At 61.6% G+C, this 19,754-nt stretch carries 16 protein-coding genes, 1 pseudogene and 1 riboswitch; of the genes and pseudogenes, 8 read left to right on the top strand and 9 right to left on the bottom strand.

Annotation, left to right across the window (positions count from 1 at the left end):
• Positions 1-53: 53 nt before the first annotated feature.
• Both napF and moaA read right to left on the bottom strand, forming a co-directional pair.
• On the bottom strand, positions 54-566 hold the full coding sequence (napF, locus tag EL255_RS07175; protein ID WP_042651407.1) for a ferredoxin-type protein NapF: 513 nt from the start codon (positions 564-566) through the stop codon (positions 54-56).
• Positions 567-817: 251 nt separating this feature from the next.
• The gene (moaA, locus tag EL255_RS07170) at positions 818-1,813 is read right to left on the bottom strand and encodes a GTP 3',8-cyclase MoaA (RefSeq protein ID WP_042651406.1); all 996 of its coding nucleotides are present in this window, start codon (positions 1,811-1,813) and stop codon (positions 818-820) included.
• Positions 1,801-1,939: riboswitch (molybdenum cofactor riboswitch) on the bottom strand. Its footprint overlaps the gene before it by 13 nt.
• Before the next feature lie 79 nt (positions 1,940-2,018).
• On the opposite strand from moaA, the gene narQ reads away from it, so the two are divergent.
• The 4 genes from narQ to EL255_RS07150 all read left to right on the top strand — a co-directional run bounded on the left by narQ (position 2,019) and on the right by EL255_RS07150 (position 5,916).
• On the top strand, positions 2,019-3,731 hold the full coding sequence (gene narQ / locus EL255_RS07165) for a nitrate/nitrite two-component system sensor histidine kinase NarQ (protein ID WP_042651405.1): 1,713 nt from the start codon (positions 2,019-2,021) through the stop codon (positions 3,729-3,731).
• The gene (gene narL / locus EL255_RS07160; RefSeq protein ID WP_042651404.1) at positions 3,731-4,369 is read left to right on the top strand and encodes a two-component system response regulator NarL; all 639 of its coding nucleotides are present in this window, start codon (positions 3,731-3,733) and stop codon (positions 4,367-4,369) included. Before narQ ends, narL begins: the two co-directional genes overlap by 1 nt.
• Before the next feature lie 237 nt (positions 4,370-4,606).
• Complete coding sequence (locus tag EL255_RS07155; RefSeq protein WP_042651403.1) at positions 4,607-5,032, top strand: globin domain-containing protein; 426 nt, start codon at positions 4,607-4,609, stop codon at positions 5,030-5,032.
• A gap of 308 nt (positions 5,033-5,340) precedes the next feature.
• Entirely contained in the window at positions 5,341-5,916 is a 576-nt protein-coding gene (locus EL255_RS07150) for an LON peptidase substrate-binding domain-containing protein (protein WP_042651402.1), read from the top strand.
• Positions 5,917-6,145: 229 nt separating this feature from the next.
• Here EL255_RS07150 and EL255_RS07145 read toward each other — a convergent pair.
• A pseudogene (locus EL255_RS07145) lies at positions 6,146-8,238 on the bottom strand (ATP-binding protein).
• Positions 8,239-8,256: 18 nt separating this feature from the next.
• On the bottom strand, positions 8,257-9,441 hold the full coding sequence (locus EL255_RS07140; protein ID WP_042651401.1) for an FIST signal transduction protein: 1,185 nt from the start codon (positions 9,439-9,441) through the stop codon (positions 8,257-8,259).
• Between the two features lie 111 nt (positions 9,442-9,552).
• On the opposite strand from EL255_RS07140, the gene EL255_RS07135 reads away from it, so the two are divergent.
• Positions 9,553-10,476 (top strand): gluconeogenesis factor YvcK family protein, encoded by a 924-nt coding sequence (locus EL255_RS07135; RefSeq protein ID WP_042651400.1) that lies wholly within the window; start codon positions 9,553-9,555, stop codon positions 10,474-10,476.
• A gap of 8 nt (positions 10,477-10,484) precedes the next feature.
• Here EL255_RS07135 and EL255_RS07130 read toward each other — a convergent pair whose 3' ends face one another.
• The 3 genes from EL255_RS07130 to lpcA form a co-directional block, all read right to left on the bottom strand.
• On the bottom strand, positions 10,485-10,820 hold the full coding sequence (locus EL255_RS07130) for an Hpt domain-containing protein (protein ID WP_042651399.1): 336 nt from the start codon (positions 10,818-10,820) through the stop codon (positions 10,485-10,487).
• A gap of 308 nt (positions 10,821-11,128) precedes the next feature.
• Entirely contained in the window at positions 11,129-11,911 is a 783-nt protein-coding gene (locus tag EL255_RS07125; protein WP_042651398.1) for a class II glutamine amidotransferase, read from the bottom strand.
• Positions 11,912-12,160: 249 nt separating this feature from the next.
• Entirely contained in the window at positions 12,161-12,739 is a 579-nt protein-coding gene (gene lpcA, locus EL255_RS07120; protein ID WP_042651397.1) for a D-sedoheptulose 7-phosphate isomerase, read from the bottom strand.
• A gap of 257 nt (positions 12,740-12,996) precedes the next feature.
• On the opposite strand from lpcA, the gene fadE reads away from it, so the two are divergent.
• Together fadE and EL255_RS07110 are read left to right on the top strand one after the other, a co-directional pair.
• Entirely contained in the window at positions 12,997-15,453 is a 2,457-nt protein-coding gene (gene fadE, locus EL255_RS07115) for an acyl-CoA dehydrogenase FadE (protein ID WP_042651396.1), read from the top strand.
• Between the two features lie 176 nt (positions 15,454-15,629).
• Positions 15,630-17,150 carry an HD domain-containing phosphohydrolase gene (locus EL255_RS07110; RefSeq protein ID WP_042651395.1) on the top strand — a complete coding sequence of 507 codons (1,521 nt, stop codon included), beginning with the start codon at positions 15,630-15,632 and terminating at the stop codon, positions 17,148-17,150.
• Positions 17,151-17,221: 71 nt separating this feature from the next.
• On the opposite strand, the gene EL255_RS07105 is transcribed toward EL255_RS07110, so the two are convergent.
• Together EL255_RS07105 and dnaQ are read right to left on the bottom strand one after the other, a co-directional pair.
• Positions 17,222-18,478 carry a TIGR03503 family protein gene (locus EL255_RS07105; RefSeq protein WP_042651394.1) on the bottom strand — a complete coding sequence of 419 codons (1,257 nt, stop codon included), beginning with the start codon at positions 18,476-18,478 and terminating at the stop codon, positions 17,222-17,224.
• Positions 18,475-19,209: a DNA polymerase III subunit epsilon gene (dnaQ, locus tag EL255_RS07100; protein ID WP_042651393.1), complete on the bottom strand. Its 735-nt coding sequence runs from the start codon at positions 19,207-19,209 to the stop codon at positions 18,475-18,477. The genes EL255_RS07105 and dnaQ overlap by 4 nt, the downstream gene beginning before the upstream one ends.
• A gap of 75 nt (positions 19,210-19,284) precedes the next feature.
• On the opposite strand from dnaQ, the gene rnhA reads away from it, so the two are divergent.
• A complete protein-coding gene (gene rnhA, locus EL255_RS07095; protein WP_042651392.1) occupies positions 19,285-19,749 on the top strand; it encodes a ribonuclease HI in 465 nt (154 codons plus the stop codon).
• Positions 19,750-19,754: the final 5 nt, after the last annotated feature.

Raw genomic sequence — 19,754 nt, 5'->3', positions numbered from 1 at the left:
TCGGCTAGCGGCAGAGGCGATGCCACCCTGGGGGCATGCCGGCGACGCCTGGCTCAGACCTGATTCGGTTTGCCGCGGGGTGCGCCGACCCTGATGCTGCCGACCGGGCAATCCGCGACGCAGGCGCCACAGCCATTGCACAGCTCGAGATCGATACTGGGCGTCGGCACTCGTCCCAACTGGGGAGAAAAACGGATCGCATTGTGTTCGCAGCTGTCCTGACAGCGCTGGCAGAAGACCTGCTCATGGGCCAGACAACCGGCTTCGATATGGGCCACGTAGTCCCAGGGGGCTTCCGTCACCGGACGAAACAGCGGCAGCTCGCAGGCCGAGACACATTTGGTACAAAAGGTGCACTCGCCGCGGCTAAAGTCCAGGGTCGGGAAACCACCGTCTCCCTTGACCAGGATCTGCTCCGGACAGGCCGTCAGGCAGTCTCCGCAACGGGTACAGTCGGCCACGAAGTCGGGCCAGGAGAGGGACCAGGGCAGCCGTGTCTCGGGCTCGGGCGCACTCAGTCGGCCTCGAAACAAACCACGGCGTGACAGGTTGACCCCATCCGGCATATTGCTTCCTCTTCGCAGGTAAAAGACTCGAGTGCGGACTATGTGACTGGTATTTTCAATACCAATTATAAGCGTGGGTGTATATTGCGTCCCCGACAAGTTAAGGGATATACCACTAGGGGGATAAACAGGGGGGATTCTTGCGCTGGATCAATCCCTTGGCACAATGAGGTCACACAGGGGCGGGTCAAAATACCCCTATGTGAGGATTGCTTATTAATCGGTGGCTATTTTTATCGGGCGGCGAAACCTCAACCGCCGATGGAGGCAAGATGGGGGGTCATGCCGGCATTGCCGTCGTGCAGGCGATGGGTGGCGGCCTTGCCGACGAGGGCCTGGCGGATCCGTTGTTGCAACTCGTCCTGTTGGCTGTCGGCAGTGAGCAGATCCCGCAGCTCCACGCCGTGGTCGCCGAACAGGCAGAGGTGCAGCTTGCCCACCGAGGAGACCCGCAGCCGGTTGCAACCGGCGCAGAAGTCCTTGCTGTAGGGCATGATGAGCCCCACCCCGCCCTGTGACGCCGGGTGCATAAACACCTGGGCCGGACCGTCGTCGGCCCCGCGCAGCTGCTGGACCCAGCCATTGCCGAGCAGCTGCTGCTTGATGAGCTCGCCGCTGGCGTGGTGATCGCGAAACAGGCTGTCCATCTCCCCGGTCTGCATCAGCTCGATGAAGCGCAGTTCGATGGGCTTGTGCCTGATCCAGGCCAGAAACGCATCCAGCTGCTGATCGTTGAGCCCCTTGAGCAGCACCGCATTGATCTTCACCGACTTGAAGCCGGCGGCCAGCGCCGCTTCGATCCCCTCCATCACCTCCGCCAGCTTGTTCTCACCGGTGATCTGGTGAAACTGACGCGGATCCAGGCTGTCGACACTGACGTTGAGGGCGGTGAGGCCCGCATCGAACCACTCCTGCGCCCGCTCCTTCAAACGATAACCATTGGTGGTCATCGCCACCTTCTCGATCCCGGGCGTGTTGGCCACGGTCTCGATGATGGCGGTGAAATCACGGCGCAGGGAGGGCTCGCCACCGGTCAGGCGCACCTTGCGGGTGCCCATGGCGGCGAAGCCGGACACTATCCGGCGGATCTCCTCTTGCGAGAGGAACGACTTGCGCCCCTCCTTGTTTCCATCCGGGGGGCGATAACCGTCCGGCAGGCAGTAGGTACAACGAAAATTGCACACGTCGGTGACCGACAGGCGCAAATAGTAAAAACGACGGGAAAAACCATCTTCAAGTGGCAACATAAACACCTTTCCAAATACGGGAGGCCAGGGCATTTCTTTCCTGACCCTTACAGCGCGAAGATCGGCTGACGGCGGTTTCCCCCTATCTGAGGACTTAGGCAAAACCGCTCGGAGTTCATCTAGTTTTTCGATGCTAGCACAAGTTGGAGTACACTCCCACGCAACTTTATGTGGTTTCTTACCAGTCCCGGGACCCTCAACCAGCATGCGAAAGTGGTTCAAAGTGCAGTCTGTCAGCAGCGCCATCGGCCGCTCCATGGTGCTCATCCTGTTCATGGCGAGCCTGATCGCCGTCGTCGCCATGGTCACCCTGTTCTATTCGGTCCCCGATGCCAAGGCCATCAACCTGTCCGGCTCATTGCGCATGCAGGCCTATCGGATGGCCTACGAGATCGAGCAGGGCCAGACAGTGCTGGGGCGACTCGCCCAGTTCGAGCAGACGCTGCGCGCGCGCGAGTTGCAGGAGACCCAGCGCTGGATCACCCCCGCCTCCCTGCGCCGCACCTATGGCGAGGTGTTGCTGCAATGGCAGGTGATGCGTGAGCACATCGAGAATGCCACCCCCAGGCGCTACACCGACAACACCGAACAGTTCGTCGCCGCCATCGACGACTTCGTCAACCAGATGCAATACCACGTGGAGTTCAAGGTGCGCATGCTGGCGCTGGCGGAGGGGCTGGGGCTGCTCTCCATCATCACCATCGCCTGGTTCACGGTGCGCTTCACCCGCCAGCAGGTGGTGGCCCCGCTCAACCAGCTGGTCTATTGCGCCCGCCAGATCCAGCGCCAGGAGTTCGATCTCACCCTGCCCCCCCACTGCGAGAACGAACTGGGGGAGCTGTCGGGCGCCTTCGTCACCATGGCGGACGAACTCGGCAAGCTCTATCGGGAGCTGGAGAGCAAGGTGGAGGAGAAGACCGCCAAGCTGCAACAGGCCAACGATACCCTCTCCTTCCTCTATTCCACCGCCCAGAAGCTGCATGCGGCGCCGCTGAGCCGGCGTACCCTGCAGAAGCTGCTGGAGCGGGCGGCCGCCCATCAGCACATCGACTACATCCGGCTGACCCGCTTCGAGCACAACGCCATGCCGGTGTACATCACCGGCCGCAAGGGCTGGCCCGGCGATCTGGATAGCCTGGTGAGCTTCTATCTGCAGATGGACGATCAGGAGTTCGGGCGGCTCGACATGATCAGCGAGCACCCCATCGACGAGCGGCTGATGAAGAACTTCTCCATGCTGCTGGCCCAGGTGCTGCACAAGGATCAGACCCTGCTGCAACATCAGCGCCTGCTGCTGATGGAGGAGCGTGCCGTCATCGCCCGCGAGCTGCACGACTCGCTGGCCCAGGCGCTCTCCTACCTCAAGATCCAGTCCACCCTGCTCAAGCGCTCCGTCGCCAAGGGGGATCACGGCAAGGCCGAGGCGGCCATGCAGCAGATCGACGAGGGGCTCAGCAACGCCTATACCCAGCTGCGCGAGTTGCTCGGCACCTTCCGCCTCAGCATAGGTGACGCCAATCTCGGCGAAGCCATCGGCGTCATGCTGGAGCAGCTCAAGCCCCAGACCCGGGCCGAGATCAGGCTCCAATACGGTCTGGCCGATACCGACCTCGAGGCGGGGCAGCACATCCATATCCTGCAGCTGATCCGTGAGGCAGTGCTCAATGCCATCAAACATGCCGGCGCACAGCTGATTGAGGTTAGCTGTGAGACCCTGGCTGATGGTAACATTCAGGTTCAGATTTCAGATGATGGTGTCGGAATAGGGGGCGCGAGCTCCGCGGTCAATCACTACGGTCTTAGCATCATGAGCGAGCGCGCCAGCAAGTTGCACGGCCAGCTGGCCATCAGTGAGCCGCCATCCGGCGGCACCCGTGTACACCTGACCTTTCCCACCAGCCTAACAAGAGACGCCTGATGGACGAGATGAAATATAGTGTTCTGGTCGTGGATGACCATCCCCTCATGCGCAAAGGGATTGTGCAGCTGCTGGAACTGGAAGAGAACATCGAGGTGATCGGTGAGGCTTCCAACGGTACCGATGCCGTGGCCATGGCCAAGGAATCCGAACCCGACCTGATCCTGCTCGATCTCAACATGAAGGGGCTATCCGGCCTCGACACCCTCAAGGCGCTGCGGGCCGAAGAGGTCACCTCCCGGGTGGTGATCCTGACTGTCTCCGATGCCCGCCAGGACGTGGTGGCCCTGCTCAAGGCCGGCGCCGATGGTTACCTGCTCAAGGACACCGAGCCTGACATGCTGCTGGGCCAACTGGCCGATGTCATGACCGGCAAGCAGATCCTGAGCGAGCCGCTGCGCCCCTATCTGGAAAACATCTACGAGCTGGATCATCTGCAGCAGAAGCTGGAGAGCCTGACCCGCCGCGAGATGCAGATCCTGCGCGAGATAGCCAAGGGGCTCTCCAACAAGCAGGTCGCCTCCGTGCTCCATATTTCCGAAGGGACGGTCAAGGTGCACGTGAAGAGTCTGCTGAAGAAGCTCGAGGCCCAGAGCCGGGTGGAAGCCGCCGTCATGTACCTGGAGCAGCGCAACTAGCGCGCTCACCCTCCGGGTCCTGCGATCACATCAGGGTCGCGGCTGGCGGCTCAACTGGCTGCATAAATAATCAATCAGGCCCCGCTACGTCGGGGCCTTTTGCTGACCAGGTGTCGACCCGTCCCCGCCACACAGTCCCGATCGGCCGGGCCCATGAAATGATTTATTTCCCCCTCTGTGCCTTATTGAGCAAGTGCATTATTATCTTCAGGCGACCACACAGGAAGGATGGACGGCATGACTCCCGAACAGATCGAGTTGGTGCAGAGAGCATGGGGCAAGGTAACCGCATTGAATCACACCTATGTGCAGGAGGTGTATGAGGAGCTGTTCCGACTGTCGCCGGAATTGATCAACCTCTTTCCCGATCCTGCGGGCATGCCGGTCGCCAAGGTGTCGGAGACCCTGAACACGGTGATCACCAGCCTGGAGCAGCTGGATGCCTTGGGTTTCATCATCAGGGATCTCGGTCGCAGACACCGCAAGTTCAAGGTGGAACCACACCAGTTCGCACTGTTGAAGCAGGCGCTGACGACAGTGCTGGCGCGGCGCTTGGGCGCAAACTTCAAGCCCGAGCTGGCCGAAGCCTGGTCACAGATGTATGACGAGATCGCGGCCCTGATGCTGGAAGGCTTGAATCAGCACGCCGAGTCAACCGCCTAGCCCGCATCTGCCATCATGCCAGAGAGCTGCTGAAGGTGGATGGCAGAGGCGCATTTTGCAGGGGAGTCATTTGCAATATGCGAACGAGACCCCATTCTGCAGATGGGGCATGTTCGAAACCCTTGCGAGTCACTTGTGTCCAAGGCTGCATCGGACCAAAGCTGCATTTTTGCCTCCCCATAACCACATGATTTTCATCGACTATTAAAATAGTTCTTCCTTCAGCAGTCCCAATACACCGCTTTTTCCACCCTCTGGCACAGTCACTGCATTGTCATATGCAGATGCGACTTATCGGAGGATGGAACATGAAACTTCAACCCTTGGCACTGTTCCCCTTGCCCTCACACATACTGCCGGGCGGGAAACTCCCCTTGCGCCTGTTTGAGCCACGCCACCTGCAGATGCTCAAGGAATCGTTCATCGATGATCGGGGCTTTGGCATCGTCATGGAAGAGACGACCAGCACGGGTAGCTGCGGGCGCATACTGCCGGTCGGTACTCGCGTCAAGGTGACTGATTTCTACACCCTCAACGATGGCTTGCTCGGGGTCACAGTGCTCGGTCTCGAACGCTTCTCCATTCATGAAATGGAGACGGACGAAACCGGCTTGCGCCACGCCAAGGTAGAAACCCTGCCCAACTGGCCGAGTGCCCACTCAGATTCCAGCGACACACCGCTGGTGAGCAGATTGAGGGAGGTGTTTGAACAATATCCGGAACTGGATGAGCTCTACCCGGACAAGCAGTTCGACGATGCGGCCTGGCTCTGCCAACGCTGGCTCGAGATCCTGCCCATGCCGATCTATGAAAAACAGATGTTGATTGCCAAACAAAACAGTGAAGCGGCGCGCCAGTTCTTGCGCCGACTGATCGCACAGTGAGTCAAAAGTAGATTTGCAAAATGCGAATATTCTTACAATGAAAACACATAATTCGCATTTTGCGACGAGCCGGCAGCGAGGAATGACAGATTACTCAGCTGCAAGCCGCAAAAACAGGTCATTAAAAGTTGGCACGAATTTTTCATAAGTGCCTGTACAACCCGATTTATCCCGTGCTCTCTTCAGTATTTGCTGAAGAATTGGTCAACCACCAGGTTGACCATTTTTTTTATCTGGATCCCGGGTTTACAGCCCCGCAATGCCGCTGCAAGCAGCTGCGCAGCCGGGCCAGGCTGATGGGTTTGGCCAGGAAATCGTTCATCCCCTGGGCCAGACAACGTGCCCTGTCCTCCGTCATGGCATTGGCCGTCAGCGCCACGGGATCCCACACCCCATTTCACGCAAGCGACGGGTCGCCTCCAGCCCATCCATATGCGGCATCCGCATGTCCATCAGGATGAGATCGGGCCGCCGCTCGTTGACCTGCGCCAACGCCTCCAGGCCATTGGCCGCCAGCCGCACCCTGCACACCAATTTCTGCAGCATGAGCGACACCACCAGCTGATTGACCGGGCTGTCCTCCACCACCAGCACATCCAGATCCAGCATGGCGAGCGCATCGGTGACGGGCTGACCCGGGTCTATGCAAGGGGCCGCCATGCCGGGCAACTCGAACCAGAAACGGCTGCCCTGGCCGGGCGTACTCTGCAGGTAGATCTCGCCGCCCATCAGCTGCACCAGCCGTCGGCTGATGGCAAGCCCGAGCCCGGAGCCGGAGAAACGGCGGGTGGCCGAGCTGTCGACCTGAAAAAATGGCTCGAACAACAACCCCTGATCCTCGGCGGAGATACCTATCCCGGTATCGGTCACCGACACCCTCAGTCGCTCATCCTGCCACCCCAGCGCCAGCTGCACGCTGCCGGTGGCGGTAAACTTCACCGCATTGCCGAGCAGGTTGCCGATCACCTGGGACAGCCGGACCGAGTCCCCCTGCAACCAGTCCGGCACCGATTCATCCAGTTGCCAATGCAAGCGGATGCCCTTGGCGCTGGCTTGCGCCTGCAGCGGCTCCACCAGCGCCTGACACAGGCGGGCGGGTTGCAGCGGCTCGGCGTGCAGCGCCAGGGTGTGAGATTCGATCTTCGAGAAGTCGAGCACATCATCGATGATGGTCTGCAGCAGATGCGCCGAGTGGGTGGCATGGCCGAGCAGGGCCTGTTGCTGGGCCTCGAGCCGCCCGTATTGCAACAGATCCAGCATCCCCAGCACCGCATTCATGGGGGAGCGGATCTCGTGAGTCATCATGGCCAGGAACTGTGACTTGGCCCGGTTGGCCGTCTCCGCCTCGTCCCGTGCCCGCGCCAGCTCCTGCTCCCGGCGGATCTGGTTGTCGATCTCCCGCGCCGTGCCCCGATAACCGATAAAGACACCGTCGGCATCGAAGCAGGGCTCGGCGTTGAGCTCCATCCAGCGAGGCCCTCTGGCCAGCACCACCTGGGTACGCATCGCCCGCACCGGCAGTTGCAGCGCGATCAACCGTCGGTACTTGCACCACTCGGGATCCTGGGGGTCATGGGCAAAAGCATAGAGGCTGCGGCCGACCTGGCGGGCGATCAGCTCTCTGCGGTAACCGGGGGCCGACACATAGCTGAGCCTATGCTCGGGATCCGTCTCCCAGAACCAGTCGGACGCCATGGCGGCAAAGCTGCGAAAACGCTGCTCGCTGGCCTGCAGGGCCAGGGTCTTGAGCTCGACCTGCTCCTGCAGGCGAGCTCTATAGGCAATGTTGACCAGCGCCTGGGAGATGAGGGGACGGCACCGCTGCATCGCCGCCTTGCTCTTGAGATCGAAGGTGCCCACGGCGCCATGACGGCAGATGAGCACCCCGGAAAAACCGGGGGCCTGCAGCCCCGTCATCATGACGCTGGCCCAGCCCGCCGCCCCCGCCAGGGGTGCCAGCTCAGGCAGCTGGGACGGATCATAGATGACCAGGGTTTCCCCCGCGATGGCGCGGGAGAAGAGCGGGGTCAATGGCCAGGGGCGGCCCGTCTCCTCGGGCTGGGTGCTGAGATGAGTGGTGCCGCTCGCCCCGCCCCAGGCCACCACATCCGCATGCTCGAAGCCGATGAAAGGCTTGAGCGTCTGGATGAGGCTGTCCAGCACCTGCTCCAGGCTCTGGGCATCGGCCAGCGTCGCCACCCCGCACAGCAAGGCCTGCGACTCCTGGCGGTATTTGGCCTCCCGCTCCCGGCAGCGCACCAGCTCCACCAGTGTGGTCTGCAGCTTGTCACCCAGAGCTTCGAGTTCGGTATTGCCTATCATCTTGTGTCCAGCACTGTGTCAGCTATCGAGGAAGATTACGCTCGATACCATGAGGTTGCCATGGGCCAGCTCACCATGGGGCAAACGCCCCTGCTCGCCGAAGGTAAAGGGGGTGATGAAGGGGATCTCCCCCAGCTGGCTGCGGAACTGGTCGACGACGTCGTTCAGGCTCTCCCCCAGCACCAGTCGGCAGCCGGCACAGAACACCACCAGGGCGCCGAAGGGCTGCAGGCTGCCCGCCATGCCATATTCGGGCTCGATCCGCACCGCATTCAGGCTGCGCTGCAACAGGCCTTCCTCACTGCTGTACATCAGCTGCAGGCGCTCCCCCAGCCGGGTCTCGGTAAACAGCCGCAACCCTTCTCTCGGGGTCACCGCCTCGGGGTGAGAGAGCTTGTAATAAGGCATGTCATCCAGGGTCCCGACCTGGCGGGCCAGCGGAGAGAGGGTGGTCTCCTTCAGGATGGGACCCACCTGCCAAGGGGTCTCGCGCTCCGTCCAGCGGGCATACACCCGGGCCGCCGGCTCGTGATCTATGGTCAGCACCTCGCGCCCATCCAGGGCGGTGATGGTGCCATGCTGTTCGGTGGGGACATAGCCGGAGTGAAACTGGAAGGCCAGCTGGCAATCGGGGTAGAGCACCGCCAGCACCGCGCCTTGCCGGCTCTCGCCCTCGTCCCAGCACAGCTGCCATTCGCCGGTGACCCCATCATCCGCCGCCGAGCCCCCCACGACGGGAACCGTCGTGCCGAACTCCGCCTCGATCCCCGCCAGCATGACCTCTTCCAGCCCGGGGCTGGTATGCAGCAAGATGAGCTGTGGTAGCTCGCCGGGGCGTCCGCCATCGGCGATGGCGCCGCGCAGCAGCTGGCGTGCATCCAGCTCGTCCCCGGCCTGACCGGCCACGCCGTAGGCCCCCTTGTCGTCATAGAGGGCGGCGACCGCCAGGCCCCAGCCATGCCGGGCATGGTGGCCGGCCTGGGTCATGATCCCGCCGCAGGAGCTGCAACCGATGAGACGACAATCCGGGAAGCGGATTTTAAGCGCATGACGCAGTACCGCAGCATCGTGAGCTTGGGTAAAATAGACCAGCAACAGCGATGGGGAATGAGGTGATTGAGCGAGCAGCCGCTCGACTATCTGTTGGGCGGCCAGCAGGGTCGTCTCTGCAAGAGAGTGAGCCGTCAGGAAGTTCAACGCCATCTCCTAGTGGTATGCGATGCAGGTGGTAAGCAAAAATCATACCCTTATCAAATGATTAGCTGGCCATATTGGCTAGAATGGTTCTCACAGACCCACCCACAGGATGGCTGCATGTGGCAAAAAAATATCAGTAACTTTGATCGGGTCGTCGCCATTGGCGGTGGCCACGGCATGGGCCGGGTGCTCTCTTCCCTCTCGTTTTTAGGGCAACGGCTGACCGGGATCGTCACCACCACGGATGACGGCGGCTCCACCGGACGCTTGCGCAAGAGCCAGGAGTGCATCGCCTGGGGGGACTTGCGCAACTGCCTCAATCAGCTGGTAACCGATCCCGGCATCGGCAGCCAGTTGTTCGAATACCGCTTCAATGGTCGAGGGGAACTGGCGGGACACAACCTCGGCAATCTGATGCTGCTGGCGCTCGACAACCTCTGTGTCCGTCCCCTGGATGCCATCCGGCTCATCAGCGACATGCTGAAGATAGAGCCCCAGTTACTGCCCATGTCCGAGCAGCCCACCGATCTCTGTGCCCACACCGTCTGCGGTGACCAGATCCTGGGGGAAGTCTCCATCGATCAACTCGCCACCCCGCCGCGGGCCCTGAGCCTGAGTCCGGCCGTGCCGGCCACCCGCGAGGCCGTGCAGGCCCTGACCCAGGCCGACATGATCATCCTGGGGCCAGGCAGCTTCCTCACCTCCGTCATGCCCCCCCTGCTGCTGGACGAGGTGGCTGGCGCCATTCGGGATAGCCAGGCCATCGTCGTCTTCGTCTGCAACCTGGTCGCCGAAAACGGGCCGGCCGGCCAGCTGGCACTGCCCGAGCAGCATCGCTGGCTGGAAGAGCGGATCGGTCAAGGCCGGGTCGATGCCATACTGGCGCCAGAGGGCCTCAGTGTCCCCGAGCTGGCGGATTGCCTCATCCAGGCCGAGCTGGGTGAGGTCGCCCTGCCCCATCGTCACGATCGTCTCAAGCTTCGACAGGCGCTGGATGAGGTGATCCAAGGCAGGCACATCAGGCATCACAAGGCAGGCTGAGCCCGAGATCAGTGATAGCGGGCCAGATGGGAGAAGACTTGTGGCAGGGAGTGCTCCAGCTGCGCCAGCAGTTGGCCAGCCTCTTCTGCATCTTCCCGGCGGCAGGCAAGCTCCAGCGCCATCACCTGCCGGTAGCTGGGCTCGGCACCATAACTGCCACAGGAAGACTTCATGCTATGGGCCACCCGGGCCAGTGCGGGCCAGTCCCGCTGCTCGTACAGCGGCCTGAGCCGAGCAAGCTGCTCGCCCACCTCCTCGACAAACACCGAGATGACGACGGGCATCATCTCGTGACCAATGTCCTCTGCCAGCTGCCGTAGCACCTTCTGATCCAGCCACTCCATCTTCGCTTCCCTTTGATGGTATTCAAACAGACCACAATATAGATGATGATCGCGCCGGCTGTCATCCGGCATAGGATCGCAGACCAGCCCGGTGAGCGGTCTCGATAACGCCATAATGTGAGCCGGTTCAAGTTATCGAAAAGCAGGAATACCAGGGAGCAACATAAATGTTGCCACCAAATTAACATTTAAATAACAATACGAGTCATGAGAATGATGCGGCTCAGCAACACCTCTCTCATCCCTTTTGCCTGTATGGCTGCTGCGAAGAACCAGGGTAGGATTCTACCCTGGTATTTTTTTATCTCTCACTCGGGTGAATTGCCGTGCGCCAGTTCCCCCAGCCGGAACAGGCAAAACTCCCCCGGCACCATCTTCACCCAGTGTTCATTGCCGGTCAGCGGCCTCGTCGCGATCAGGGTCACCACGTCGTTCGGCGTCGTCTCACTCTGGAAATCGATGGCCACATCCTCATCCAGCAAACGGGCCTCGCCAAAAGGCGCCCGGCGGGTGAGCCAGTAGAGGTTGTTGCTGCAATAGGTCATCACGAACTCCCCATCCGACAGCAACATGTTGAACACCCCCAATCCGCGCAACTCGTCACACCGGCTCGCCAGATAGCGGAACATGGCGGGGAAGTTGGCCGGACGCTTGGGGTACTTCTGCTCCAGCTGCGCGAGCAGCCAGCAGAAAGCGTGCTCGCTGTCGGTGTCCCCGACCGGACGGTGACGCCCGGTCGACAGCCGCTTGTAGCCCGTCAGTTGCCCGTTATGGGCGAAGGTCCAGTAACGGCCCCACAGTTCCCGGGTGAACGGATGGGTATTCTCCAGCGACACGCAGCCACGATTGGCCTGCCGGATATGGCTGATCACGGCGCGGCTCTTGATGGGCAGCGCCTGCACCAGCTTGGCGATGGGTGACTGGGCGCTGGGCTCGGGATCCTTGAAGGTGCGAAAACCGCGCCCCTCATAGAAGGTGATCCCCCAGCCATCCTTGTGGGGGCCTGTCTTGCCGCCGCGCAGCATCAGCCCGGTAAAACTGAAGCAGATGTCGGTCGGCACATTGGCACTCATGCCCAGCAGTTCGCACATATCCAGTCCACTCCCTGAATGACTTGAGCCTCTCTTCAATCAGCGGCTCTCGCCGGAGGGGGCGCGACAGGGGCGGTCGGCATGACCGCACCGCGTCCCCTCCGACAGACGCCGATTACTCGGCCATCTCTTTTTCAACCAACTGGATCAGCATAAGGCGGATCACCTCACTGAGCGGCTGGTTACTTGGCCATCTCTTTTTCAACCAGCTGGATCAGCATAAGGCGGATCACCTCGCTGAGCGGCTGGTTACTTGGCCATCTCTTTTTCAACCAGCTGGATAAGGATGTGGATCACCTTGATATGCACTTCCTGAATGCGGTCGGCATAACCGAAATGGGGCACCCGGATCTCGACGTCGGCCAGGCCGGCCATCTTGCCACCGTCCTTGCCGGTCAGCGCGATCACCTTCATGCCCTTGGCATGCGCGGCCTCGATGGCCTTGAGAATGTTGCCGGAGTTGCCGCTGGTGGAGATGCCGAGCAGCACGTCGCCACGACGACCGACCGCTTCCACGTAGCGGGAGAACACATAGTCGTAGCCAAAGTCATTGGAGACGCAGGAGAGGTGGCTCGGATCCGAGATGGCGATGCCGGCGTAACCGGGACGGTTCTCCCGATAACGACCGGTCAGCTCCTCGGCAAAATGCATGGCGTCGCAGTGAGAGCCACCGTTACCACAGGAGAGCACCTTGCCTTCCTGCTTGAAGGAGTCGGCCAGCAGGCGGGCGGCCGCCTCTATGCTCTTCAGGTTCTGCTCATCGGCCAGGAATGCCTGGAGCACGCTGGCAGCTTCGGTCAATTCATTGCGGATAAGTTCTTGGTACATGGCGTCTGATGTCTCTTTGTATCGTCCAACATAGGGTTCCGCATTGTCGCACAAGCCAATCCCGCCGTCGCCCCCCGGCCAGCAGGGGGGAAGCGGGTTGCATTAGCTCGCTCACGGCCGGGAGGTAACCGAGTTGTAAACATCTTGATAATTTTGTGCACATGAATTACAACAGAGGCCACATCCAACAGGTCAGACCTCTGGATCAGTTCATTCACTTAGCACCCAACTTCGGCAACTCATGCAAGGAGCAAACAATGACGACGACCCTCACTCTGCTCGGAGTGATCCTGGTGATCGGCGCCATGGCTTATCGCCGGGCGTCTCTGCTCACCTCTACGCTTGCCACGGCAGTCGCCCTGGTCATCGGCACCTTCTATGGCCAGGTTCCCCTGCTGGTGTGGGCTCTGTTCGCCCTGGTTGCCATCCCGTTAAACCTGGTGGAGTTTCGCCGTAATCAACTGACCAGGCCGCTGTTCAAGCTCTACAAATCCATCATGCCGGAGATGTCGCGCACCGAGAAAGAGGCCATAGAGGCGGGCACCACCTGGTGGGAGGCGGATCTCTTTGCCGGCAACCCGAACTGGAAGAAGTTGCACGCCATCCCGGTCGCGACCCTCTCCAGCGAGGAGCAGGCCTTCATGGACGGCCCGGTCGAAGACGTGTGCCGCATGGTCAACGACTGGGAAGTGACCCATGAGCGCGCCGATCTCTCTCCCGAGGTGTGGCAGTATCTGAAGGACCACAAGTTCTTCGCCATGATCATCAAGAAGAAATACGGCGGGCTGGAATTCTCCGCCTATGCCCAATCCTGCGTGCTGCAGAAACTGTGCGGCGCCAGTGCCGTGCTCGCCTCCACCGTCGGCGTACCCAACTCCTTAGGGCCGGGTGAGCTGCTGCAGCACTATGGCACCGAGGAGCAGAAAGACCATTACCTGCCCCGCCTCGCCATCGGCAAGGAGATCCCCTGCTTCGCCCTGACCAGCCCGGAAGCGGGTTCGGATGCGGGCTCCATCCCTGACTTCGGCATCATCTGCAAGGGGGAATGGGAAGGGGAAGAGGTGCTCGGCATGCGCCTGACCTGGAACAAGCGCTACATCACTCTGGCACCGATTGCCACCGTGCTGGGGCTGGCGTTCAAGCTGCGCGACCCGGACCATCTGCTCGGTGAGGAAGAGGAGCTGGGAATCACCTGCGCCCTGATCCCGACCCACATCAAGGGTGTCGAGATCGGCCGCCGTCACTTCCCGCTCAACGTGCCGTTCCAGAACGGCCCGACTCGCGGCGAGGAGGTGTTCGTGCCGCTCGACTTCATCATCGGTGGCCCCGCCATGGCGGGCCAGGGCTGGCGTATGCTGGTCGAGTGCCTCTCGGTCGGCCGCGGCATCACCCTGCCCTCCAACAGCACCGGCGGCGTCAAGATGCTGGCCCTGGCGAGCGGTGCCTACAGCCGCATCCGCCGCCAGTTCAAGCTGCCGATCGGCAAGATGGAAGGCATCGAAGAGCCGCTGGCGCGCCTCGGCGGCAACGCCTACATCATGGGTGCGGCGGCCAAGCTGACCGTGACCGGCATCGATCTGGGGGAGAAACCCTCGGTCATCTCCGCCATCGTCAAGTATCACCTCACCGACCGCGCCCAGAAGAGCATCATAGATGCCATGGACATCCACGGCGGCAAGGCGATCTGCATGGGCCCGAACAACTACCTGGCCCGTGGCTACCAGGGCGCCCCCATCGCCGTCACCGTCGAGGGGGCCAACATCCTGACCCGCAGCATGATCATCTACGGTCAGGGCGCCATTCGCTGCCACCCTTATGTGTTACCGGAGATGCTGGCCGCCAGCCACCCGGATCAGGAGCAGGCGCTCAAGGCGTTCGACAAGGCGATGTTCAGCCACGTCGGTTTCGCCATCAGCAACCTGGTGCGCAGCTTCTGGCTGGGCCTGACCGGTGCCCGCTTCGCCGCGTCGCCGTTCAAGGATCAGACCAAGGGCTACTATCAGCAGTTGACCCGCCTCTCCGCCAACCTGGCCTTCCTGTCCGACATGGCGATGGGCACCCTGGGTGGCGAGCTCAAGCGCAAGGAGCGGGTCTCCGCGCGCCTCGGCGATGTGCTGAGCCAGCTCTATCTCGCCTCCAGCGCCCTCAAGCGCTTCCAGGACGAGGGCCGTCAGCAGGCGGATCTGCCGCTGCTGCACTGGGCGCTGCAGGATGCGATGTTCAAGGCACAGGAAGCGATCGATGAACTGCTGCGCAACTTCCCGAACCGCTGGATCGGGCTGGCCCTGCGGGTCATAGTGCTGCCGCTGGGTCGCGACCTGAAACGCCCGAGCGACAAGCTGGACCAGCAGGTCGCCCGTCTGCTGCAGACACCGAGCGCCACCCGCGACCGTCTGGCTGAGGGGCAGTACCTCACCCGCGAGGAGGGCAACCCCTTCGGCCTGCTGGAACAGGCTCTCGATGACGTGCTGGCCGCCGAGCCGCTGTTCGAGAAGATCTGCAAGGCAGACGGTCGCAAGCGCCCCTTCACGCAGCTGGACAGGGTCGCCGACGAGGGGCTGGCGCTGGGGGTCATCAACCCGGCCGAGGCCGACCTGCTGCGCCGGGCCGAGCAGAGTCGCCTGCGCACCATCAACGTCGATGACTTTGACCCCATCGACCTGGTCGCCAACAAGGCACTGTTCGAACCATCGGCCTATCACAGAGCGGCCTGAGCCCGCGGATAAATGCCAAAACGCCTCCCTTGTGGAGGCGTTTTTCATGCCGATATCGGCAACCTCAGCGGAGGCGAAAGAGAGACGTATGCGGGATCATATTTTGGTTATCTATACGTTTCCTATCTTTAATGAAGCGGTTAAGGTAAGCACAGGATCACACACAGGATTGCATAATGGATGATCAAATCCTGATAATTGACGATGACGACGACCTCCCCCTGCCCACACCGCGCCCAGCCGGTTGGAAGGTGATGATCGTGGACGATGAGCCCGAAGTGCATCGCATCACCAAGATCACCCTGAGCAAGTTTGAATTCGACAACAAGCCGATCGATTTTCTGCACGCCTATTCGGCCGCCGAAGCCAAGGCGCTGCTCGCCGCGACCCCGGATGTCGCCCTGCTGCTGCTCGATGTGGTGATGGAAGCGGATCACGCCGGTCTCGAGGTGGTGAAGTTCGTGCGCGACGAGCTGCAAAACAAGATGGTGCGCATCGTGCTGCGCACCGGCCAGCCCGGTCAGGCACCGGAGGACGATGTCGTCACCAACTACGACATCAACGATTACAAGGACAAGACCGAGCTCACCTCCCAGAAGCTGCGCACCCTGCTGCGCGCCAGCCTGCGCTCCTACCGGGACATTCGTACCCTGGAGAGCAATCGGCAGGGGTTGGAGAAGGTCATCGAAGCTTCCAAGGGGATCTTCGAGCAGCGGGCCCTGCGCCAGTTTGTCGAGGGGGCGCAGACCCAGCTCAGCGCCCTGCTCAACCTGGAAGAGTCCCAGATCTACGATGTGAAGCACCTGGCCTACGAGGTGCGGGATCAGATACTGGAGCCGCTGCTGGCCGACGAGCCCTCGCTCCTGCTGAGCGAGGCGCCCGACATCTTGCGCCAGGCCATGACCAGGGGAGCCAACGTCTACGACGGCAACCAGCTGGTGCTCTACTGCCAGAATGCCCGCCACCACCTGCTGTTCCACATCGAGACCACTCGCCCGCTCAACCAGATGGATACCGGCCTGCTGAGCCTGTTCACCGAAAACATCATAGTGGCGCTGGAGAACATCCGGCTCAACGAGGTGATAGGAGACAACCAGCGCGAGATCATCTATCGCATCGGCGAGCTGGTGGAGACCCGCTCCAAGGAGTCCGGCCTGCACGTCAAGCGGGTGGCGCTCTATACCGAGCTGTTCTGCCAGTTGCTCGGCATGAACGAAGAGCGGTGCGAGCTCATCAAGCGCGCCTCCCCCCTGCACGACATCGGCAAGGTGGGGATCCCGGATGCCATACTGCACAAGCCGGGCAAGCTCACCCCGGAGGAGTGGGAGATCATGAAGACCCACGCGCAATTGGGGCAGGACATGCTGTCCGGCAGCGATCTGGCGCTGTTCCAGATAGGCGCGACCATCGCCGGCAATCACCATGAGAAGTGGAATGGCAGCGGCTATCCCCGTGGGCTCCGGGGCGACCAGATCCCGCTGGAGGGGCGCGTCGTGGCACTGGCCGACGTGTTCGATGCGCTGGGCTCGGATCGCTGCTACAAGCAGGCCTGGCCGCTGGATCGGGTGATGGCGCTGATCGAGGCGGAACGAGGCCAGCACTTCGACCCCCAGCTGGTGGATCTGATGCTGGCCAACCTGGACAGGTTTCTCGACATTCGCGATCAGCACAAGGATATCTACATAGGGGCGCATTGAGCGGCCAGCGAGGCATCCTCATCATAAAAAAAGCCGCCCCATGGGGCGGCTTTTTCACGGCCAGGGCCGGGTTACTGTTCCGGCAAATTGAGATCCAGTTTGAGCCCAGGCACCGCACTTTCGCTCTGCGCCTGCTGCGCCGCCATCGCCTTGTGCAGGGTCTGGCGCTTCTGTCGCAAGATGAAGCCCCCCGCCCCCAGCAGGAGCAGCAGCCCCCCACCAGCACCCAGCGCCCAGGGCAACCAGCCGCGGCTCTCCTGCTCCTCGAACCGGGTCTGAACCGGCACCGAGGTCGCGGGCGCCGCCGAGGGGGGTGGCGTCAGCACCGGCGGCAGGATGTTGAACGCCTTGATCGGCAGTTGCAGCTGGATTTCACGCCCCAATCGGGTCGTACCAAACAGGGTCGCCTCGACCTTGTACTGCCCCACCGCCTTGAGCGCCACGAGATCAATGCTGAGCCCGGGCTCGCTCGCCACGGCATTGAACGGCATGCTGACCCCAGTGCTGTCGGCAACCTTGCCCTGGATCAGCACCGAGGCCGGATCCAGCTCGTCGGCGTCGATGACGAACGAGAGCCTGGCCCCCATCTCGCCGGAGGGGGGCGCCAGGCTGTAACTCACCGGCCAGGGGTAGATCAGCACCTGCTGTGACTGGGCGCGGGAGAAGACCTGATTGCCGGTGCTGTAGAGTGCGCGGTACTTGCCTGCGGGCACGTCCAGCACCGCCTCTGCGGTCATGATGCCGTCACCCGGCACCTCATCGAGCCCCTTGCCATCGTCGAGGTAGTGACCGAGCGTCTCCTCAACCATGGGCTCTCCGCTCTGCTCGGCATTGTTGAACTGCTGCAGCCTCACCGTCATGCCCAGATCGGAGAGGTAGTACCCCGCCCCGGGGGCTGCGCCATCGATCAACAGCCGGGACTGAAGCTTGATGCGTTCACCCTGATAGAGCTGAGTCGGCAGCGGCTCGCTCTCGAGCCGGACGTCGGACAGCAGGCGCACCCGGTTCTCGGGATCGACCGCTCCTATGGCCTGCCAGGGGCCCGGCATGGGGTCGCGCACCGTGATGAGATCCTGATCCTGCAACGCCAGCCAGCCCACCTCGGGCGGCGTGACCTTGCCGACATAGAGCTTGCTGCCATCAGGCCGCACCAGGATCACCGAGGGCATCCCCGGCTTGCGCTTGACGATGAAGGTGATCTCTTTCACCCCGTAATCGATGCGAAAGCGATTGTCGAGCAGTGGAATATCGGAAGGGGCAAACACCTCGTTGGCCATGACTGAAAGTGATAGCGAGGCCAGCAGCAGGCCACCCCAGAGGGGCCTCATTGCCGCCACAGGCAGGCGCCTCCTTTCTTCTGCACCAGATCGAGCCGCGCCTCGTGGGCCGCGAGTACCTCGTCATTGGCGCGCACCACCTTGAGCGGCGAGCGGTTGCTCTCCAGCCGGCGGATGCCGGTGTCCTGGCTGCTGTCATTCTCGCTGCTCTCATTGGCCAGGTTGAGCTTGGTCTGGCCACCTGTCATCAGCAGGTAGACGTCCGCCAGGATCTCCGCATCCAGCAAAGCCCCGTGCAGGGTGCGGTGGGAGTTGTCGATGCCGTAGCGATCGCACAAGATGTCCAGGTTGTTGCGCTTGCCGGGGAAGAGATCCCGCGCCATCGCCAGGGTATCTGTGATGCTGCAGATGTCCGCCGTCTTGAAGCTGAGGCCGAGCTTGCTGAACTCATAGTCCATGAAGCCCACGTCGAAGGGCGCATTGTGGGCGATGAGCTCGGCGCCACGGATGAACTCGATGAAGTCGTCGGCTATCTGGCTAAAGGAAGGCTTGTCGACCAGGAAGGCATCCGTGATGCCGTGTACCTGGATGGCCTCGGGGTCCACCAACCGATCCGGCTTGATATAGACGTGGAAATGATTGCCCGTCAGCTTGCGGTTGATCACCTCCACACAGCCGATCTCGATGATGCGATGGCCGAGGTAGACGGGACCGCCTGCCGTGTTCATACCTGTGGTTTCAGTATCCAGAATGATCTGGCGATTCAGTTGGGGTGTGTTCATGATCCAATCTATGTCAAACTTCGGTTTTACTCGCTAGTTTACCCCAAGCCTCATGTTAAAACAGATTGATTGCTCATGTTGAAACAGATTGATTTATACACGGATGGCTCCTGCCTCGGTAATCCGGGCCCGGGTGGTTACGGTGCCGTCATGGTCTATGGCCAGCACCGCAAGGAGATTGCCGGCGGCTTTCGCCTGACCACCAACAACCGGATGGAGCTGATGGCCGCCATCATGGGGCTGCGTACGCTCAACGCCGCCTGCCAGGTGCGCCTCACCACCGACAGCCAGTATGTGCGCCAGGGGATCACCCAGTGGATCATCGGCTGGAAGAAGAAAGGCTGGATGACCGCCAACCGTCAGCCGGTCAAGAACGTCGATCTCTGGAAGGAGTTGGATGCGGAAGTCGCGCGCCACCAGATCGAATGGCTCTGGGTCAAGGGTCACTCCGGCCACCCGGAGAACGAGCGCTGTGACGAACTGGCCCGCGATGCCGCCAGCGGCAAGCAACTCGCCGAAGACGTGGGCTATCAGCCCTGATAGCT

This window comes from Aeromonas encheleia (assembly GCF_900637545.1).
Lineage (GTDB): Bacteria > Pseudomonadota > Gammaproteobacteria > Enterobacterales > Aeromonadaceae > Aeromonas > Aeromonas encheleia.
This window is presented reverse-complemented; position numbering and strand designations above follow the sequence as displayed.

Excerpts from the sequence above, each read along its gene's own strand:
- EL255_RS07110 (WP_042651395.1), top strand. The coding sequence starts at position 15,630 with ATGGATGATCAAATCCTGATAATTGACGATGACGACGACCTCCCCCTG.
- EL255_RS07155 (WP_042651403.1), top strand. The coding sequence starts at position 4,607 with ATGACTCCCGAACAGATCGAGTTGGTGCAGAGAGCATGGGGCAAGGTA.
- lpcA (WP_042651397.1), bottom strand. The coding sequence starts at position 12,739 with ATGTACCAAGAACTTATCCGCAATGAATTGACCGAAGCTGCCAGCGTG.
- EL255_RS07150 (WP_042651402.1), top strand. The coding sequence starts at position 5,341 with ATGAAACTTCAACCCTTGGCACTGTTCCCCTTGCCCTCACACATACTG.
- EL255_RS07140 (WP_042651401.1), bottom strand. The coding sequence starts at position 9,441 with ATGGCGTTGAACTTCCTGACGGCTCACTCTCTTGCAGAGACGACCCTG.
- EL255_RS07130 (WP_042651399.1), bottom strand. The coding sequence starts at position 10,820 with ATGGAGTGGCTGGATCAGAAGGTGCTACGGCAGCTGGCAGAGGACATT.
- narQ (WP_042651405.1), top strand. The coding sequence starts at position 2,019 with ATGCGAAAGTGGTTCAAAGTGCAGTCTGTCAGCAGCGCCATCGGCCGC.
- fadE (WP_042651396.1), top strand. The coding sequence starts at position 12,997 with ATGACGACGACCCTCACTCTGCTCGGAGTGATCCTGGTGATCGGCGCC.
- moaA (WP_042651406.1), bottom strand. The coding sequence starts at position 1,813 with ATGTTGCCACTTGAAGATGGTTTTTCCCGTCGTTTTTACTATTTGCGC.
- narL (WP_042651404.1), top strand. The coding sequence starts at position 3,731 with ATGGACGAGATGAAATATAGTGTTCTGGTCGTGGATGACCATCCCCTC.
- dnaQ (WP_042651393.1), bottom strand. The coding sequence starts at position 19,209 with ATGAACACACCCCAACTGAATCGCCAGATCATTCTGGATACTGAAACC.
- rnhA (WP_042651392.1), top strand. The coding sequence starts at position 19,285 with ATGTTGAAACAGATTGATTTATACACGGATGGCTCCTGCCTCGGTAAT.
- EL255_RS07135 (WP_042651400.1), top strand. The coding sequence starts at position 9,553 with ATGTGGCAAAAAAATATCAGTAACTTTGATCGGGTCGTCGCCATTGGC.
- EL255_RS07125 (WP_042651398.1), bottom strand. The coding sequence starts at position 11,911 with ATGTGCGAACTGCTGGGCATGAGTGCCAATGTGCCGACCGACATCTGC.
- napF (WP_042651407.1), bottom strand. The coding sequence starts at position 566 with ATGCCGGATGGGGTCAACCTGTCACGCCGTGGTTTGTTTCGAGGCCGA.
- EL255_RS07105 (WP_042651394.1), bottom strand. The coding sequence starts at position 18,478 with ATGAGGCCCCTCTGGGGTGGCCTGCTGCTGGCCTCGCTATCACTTTCA.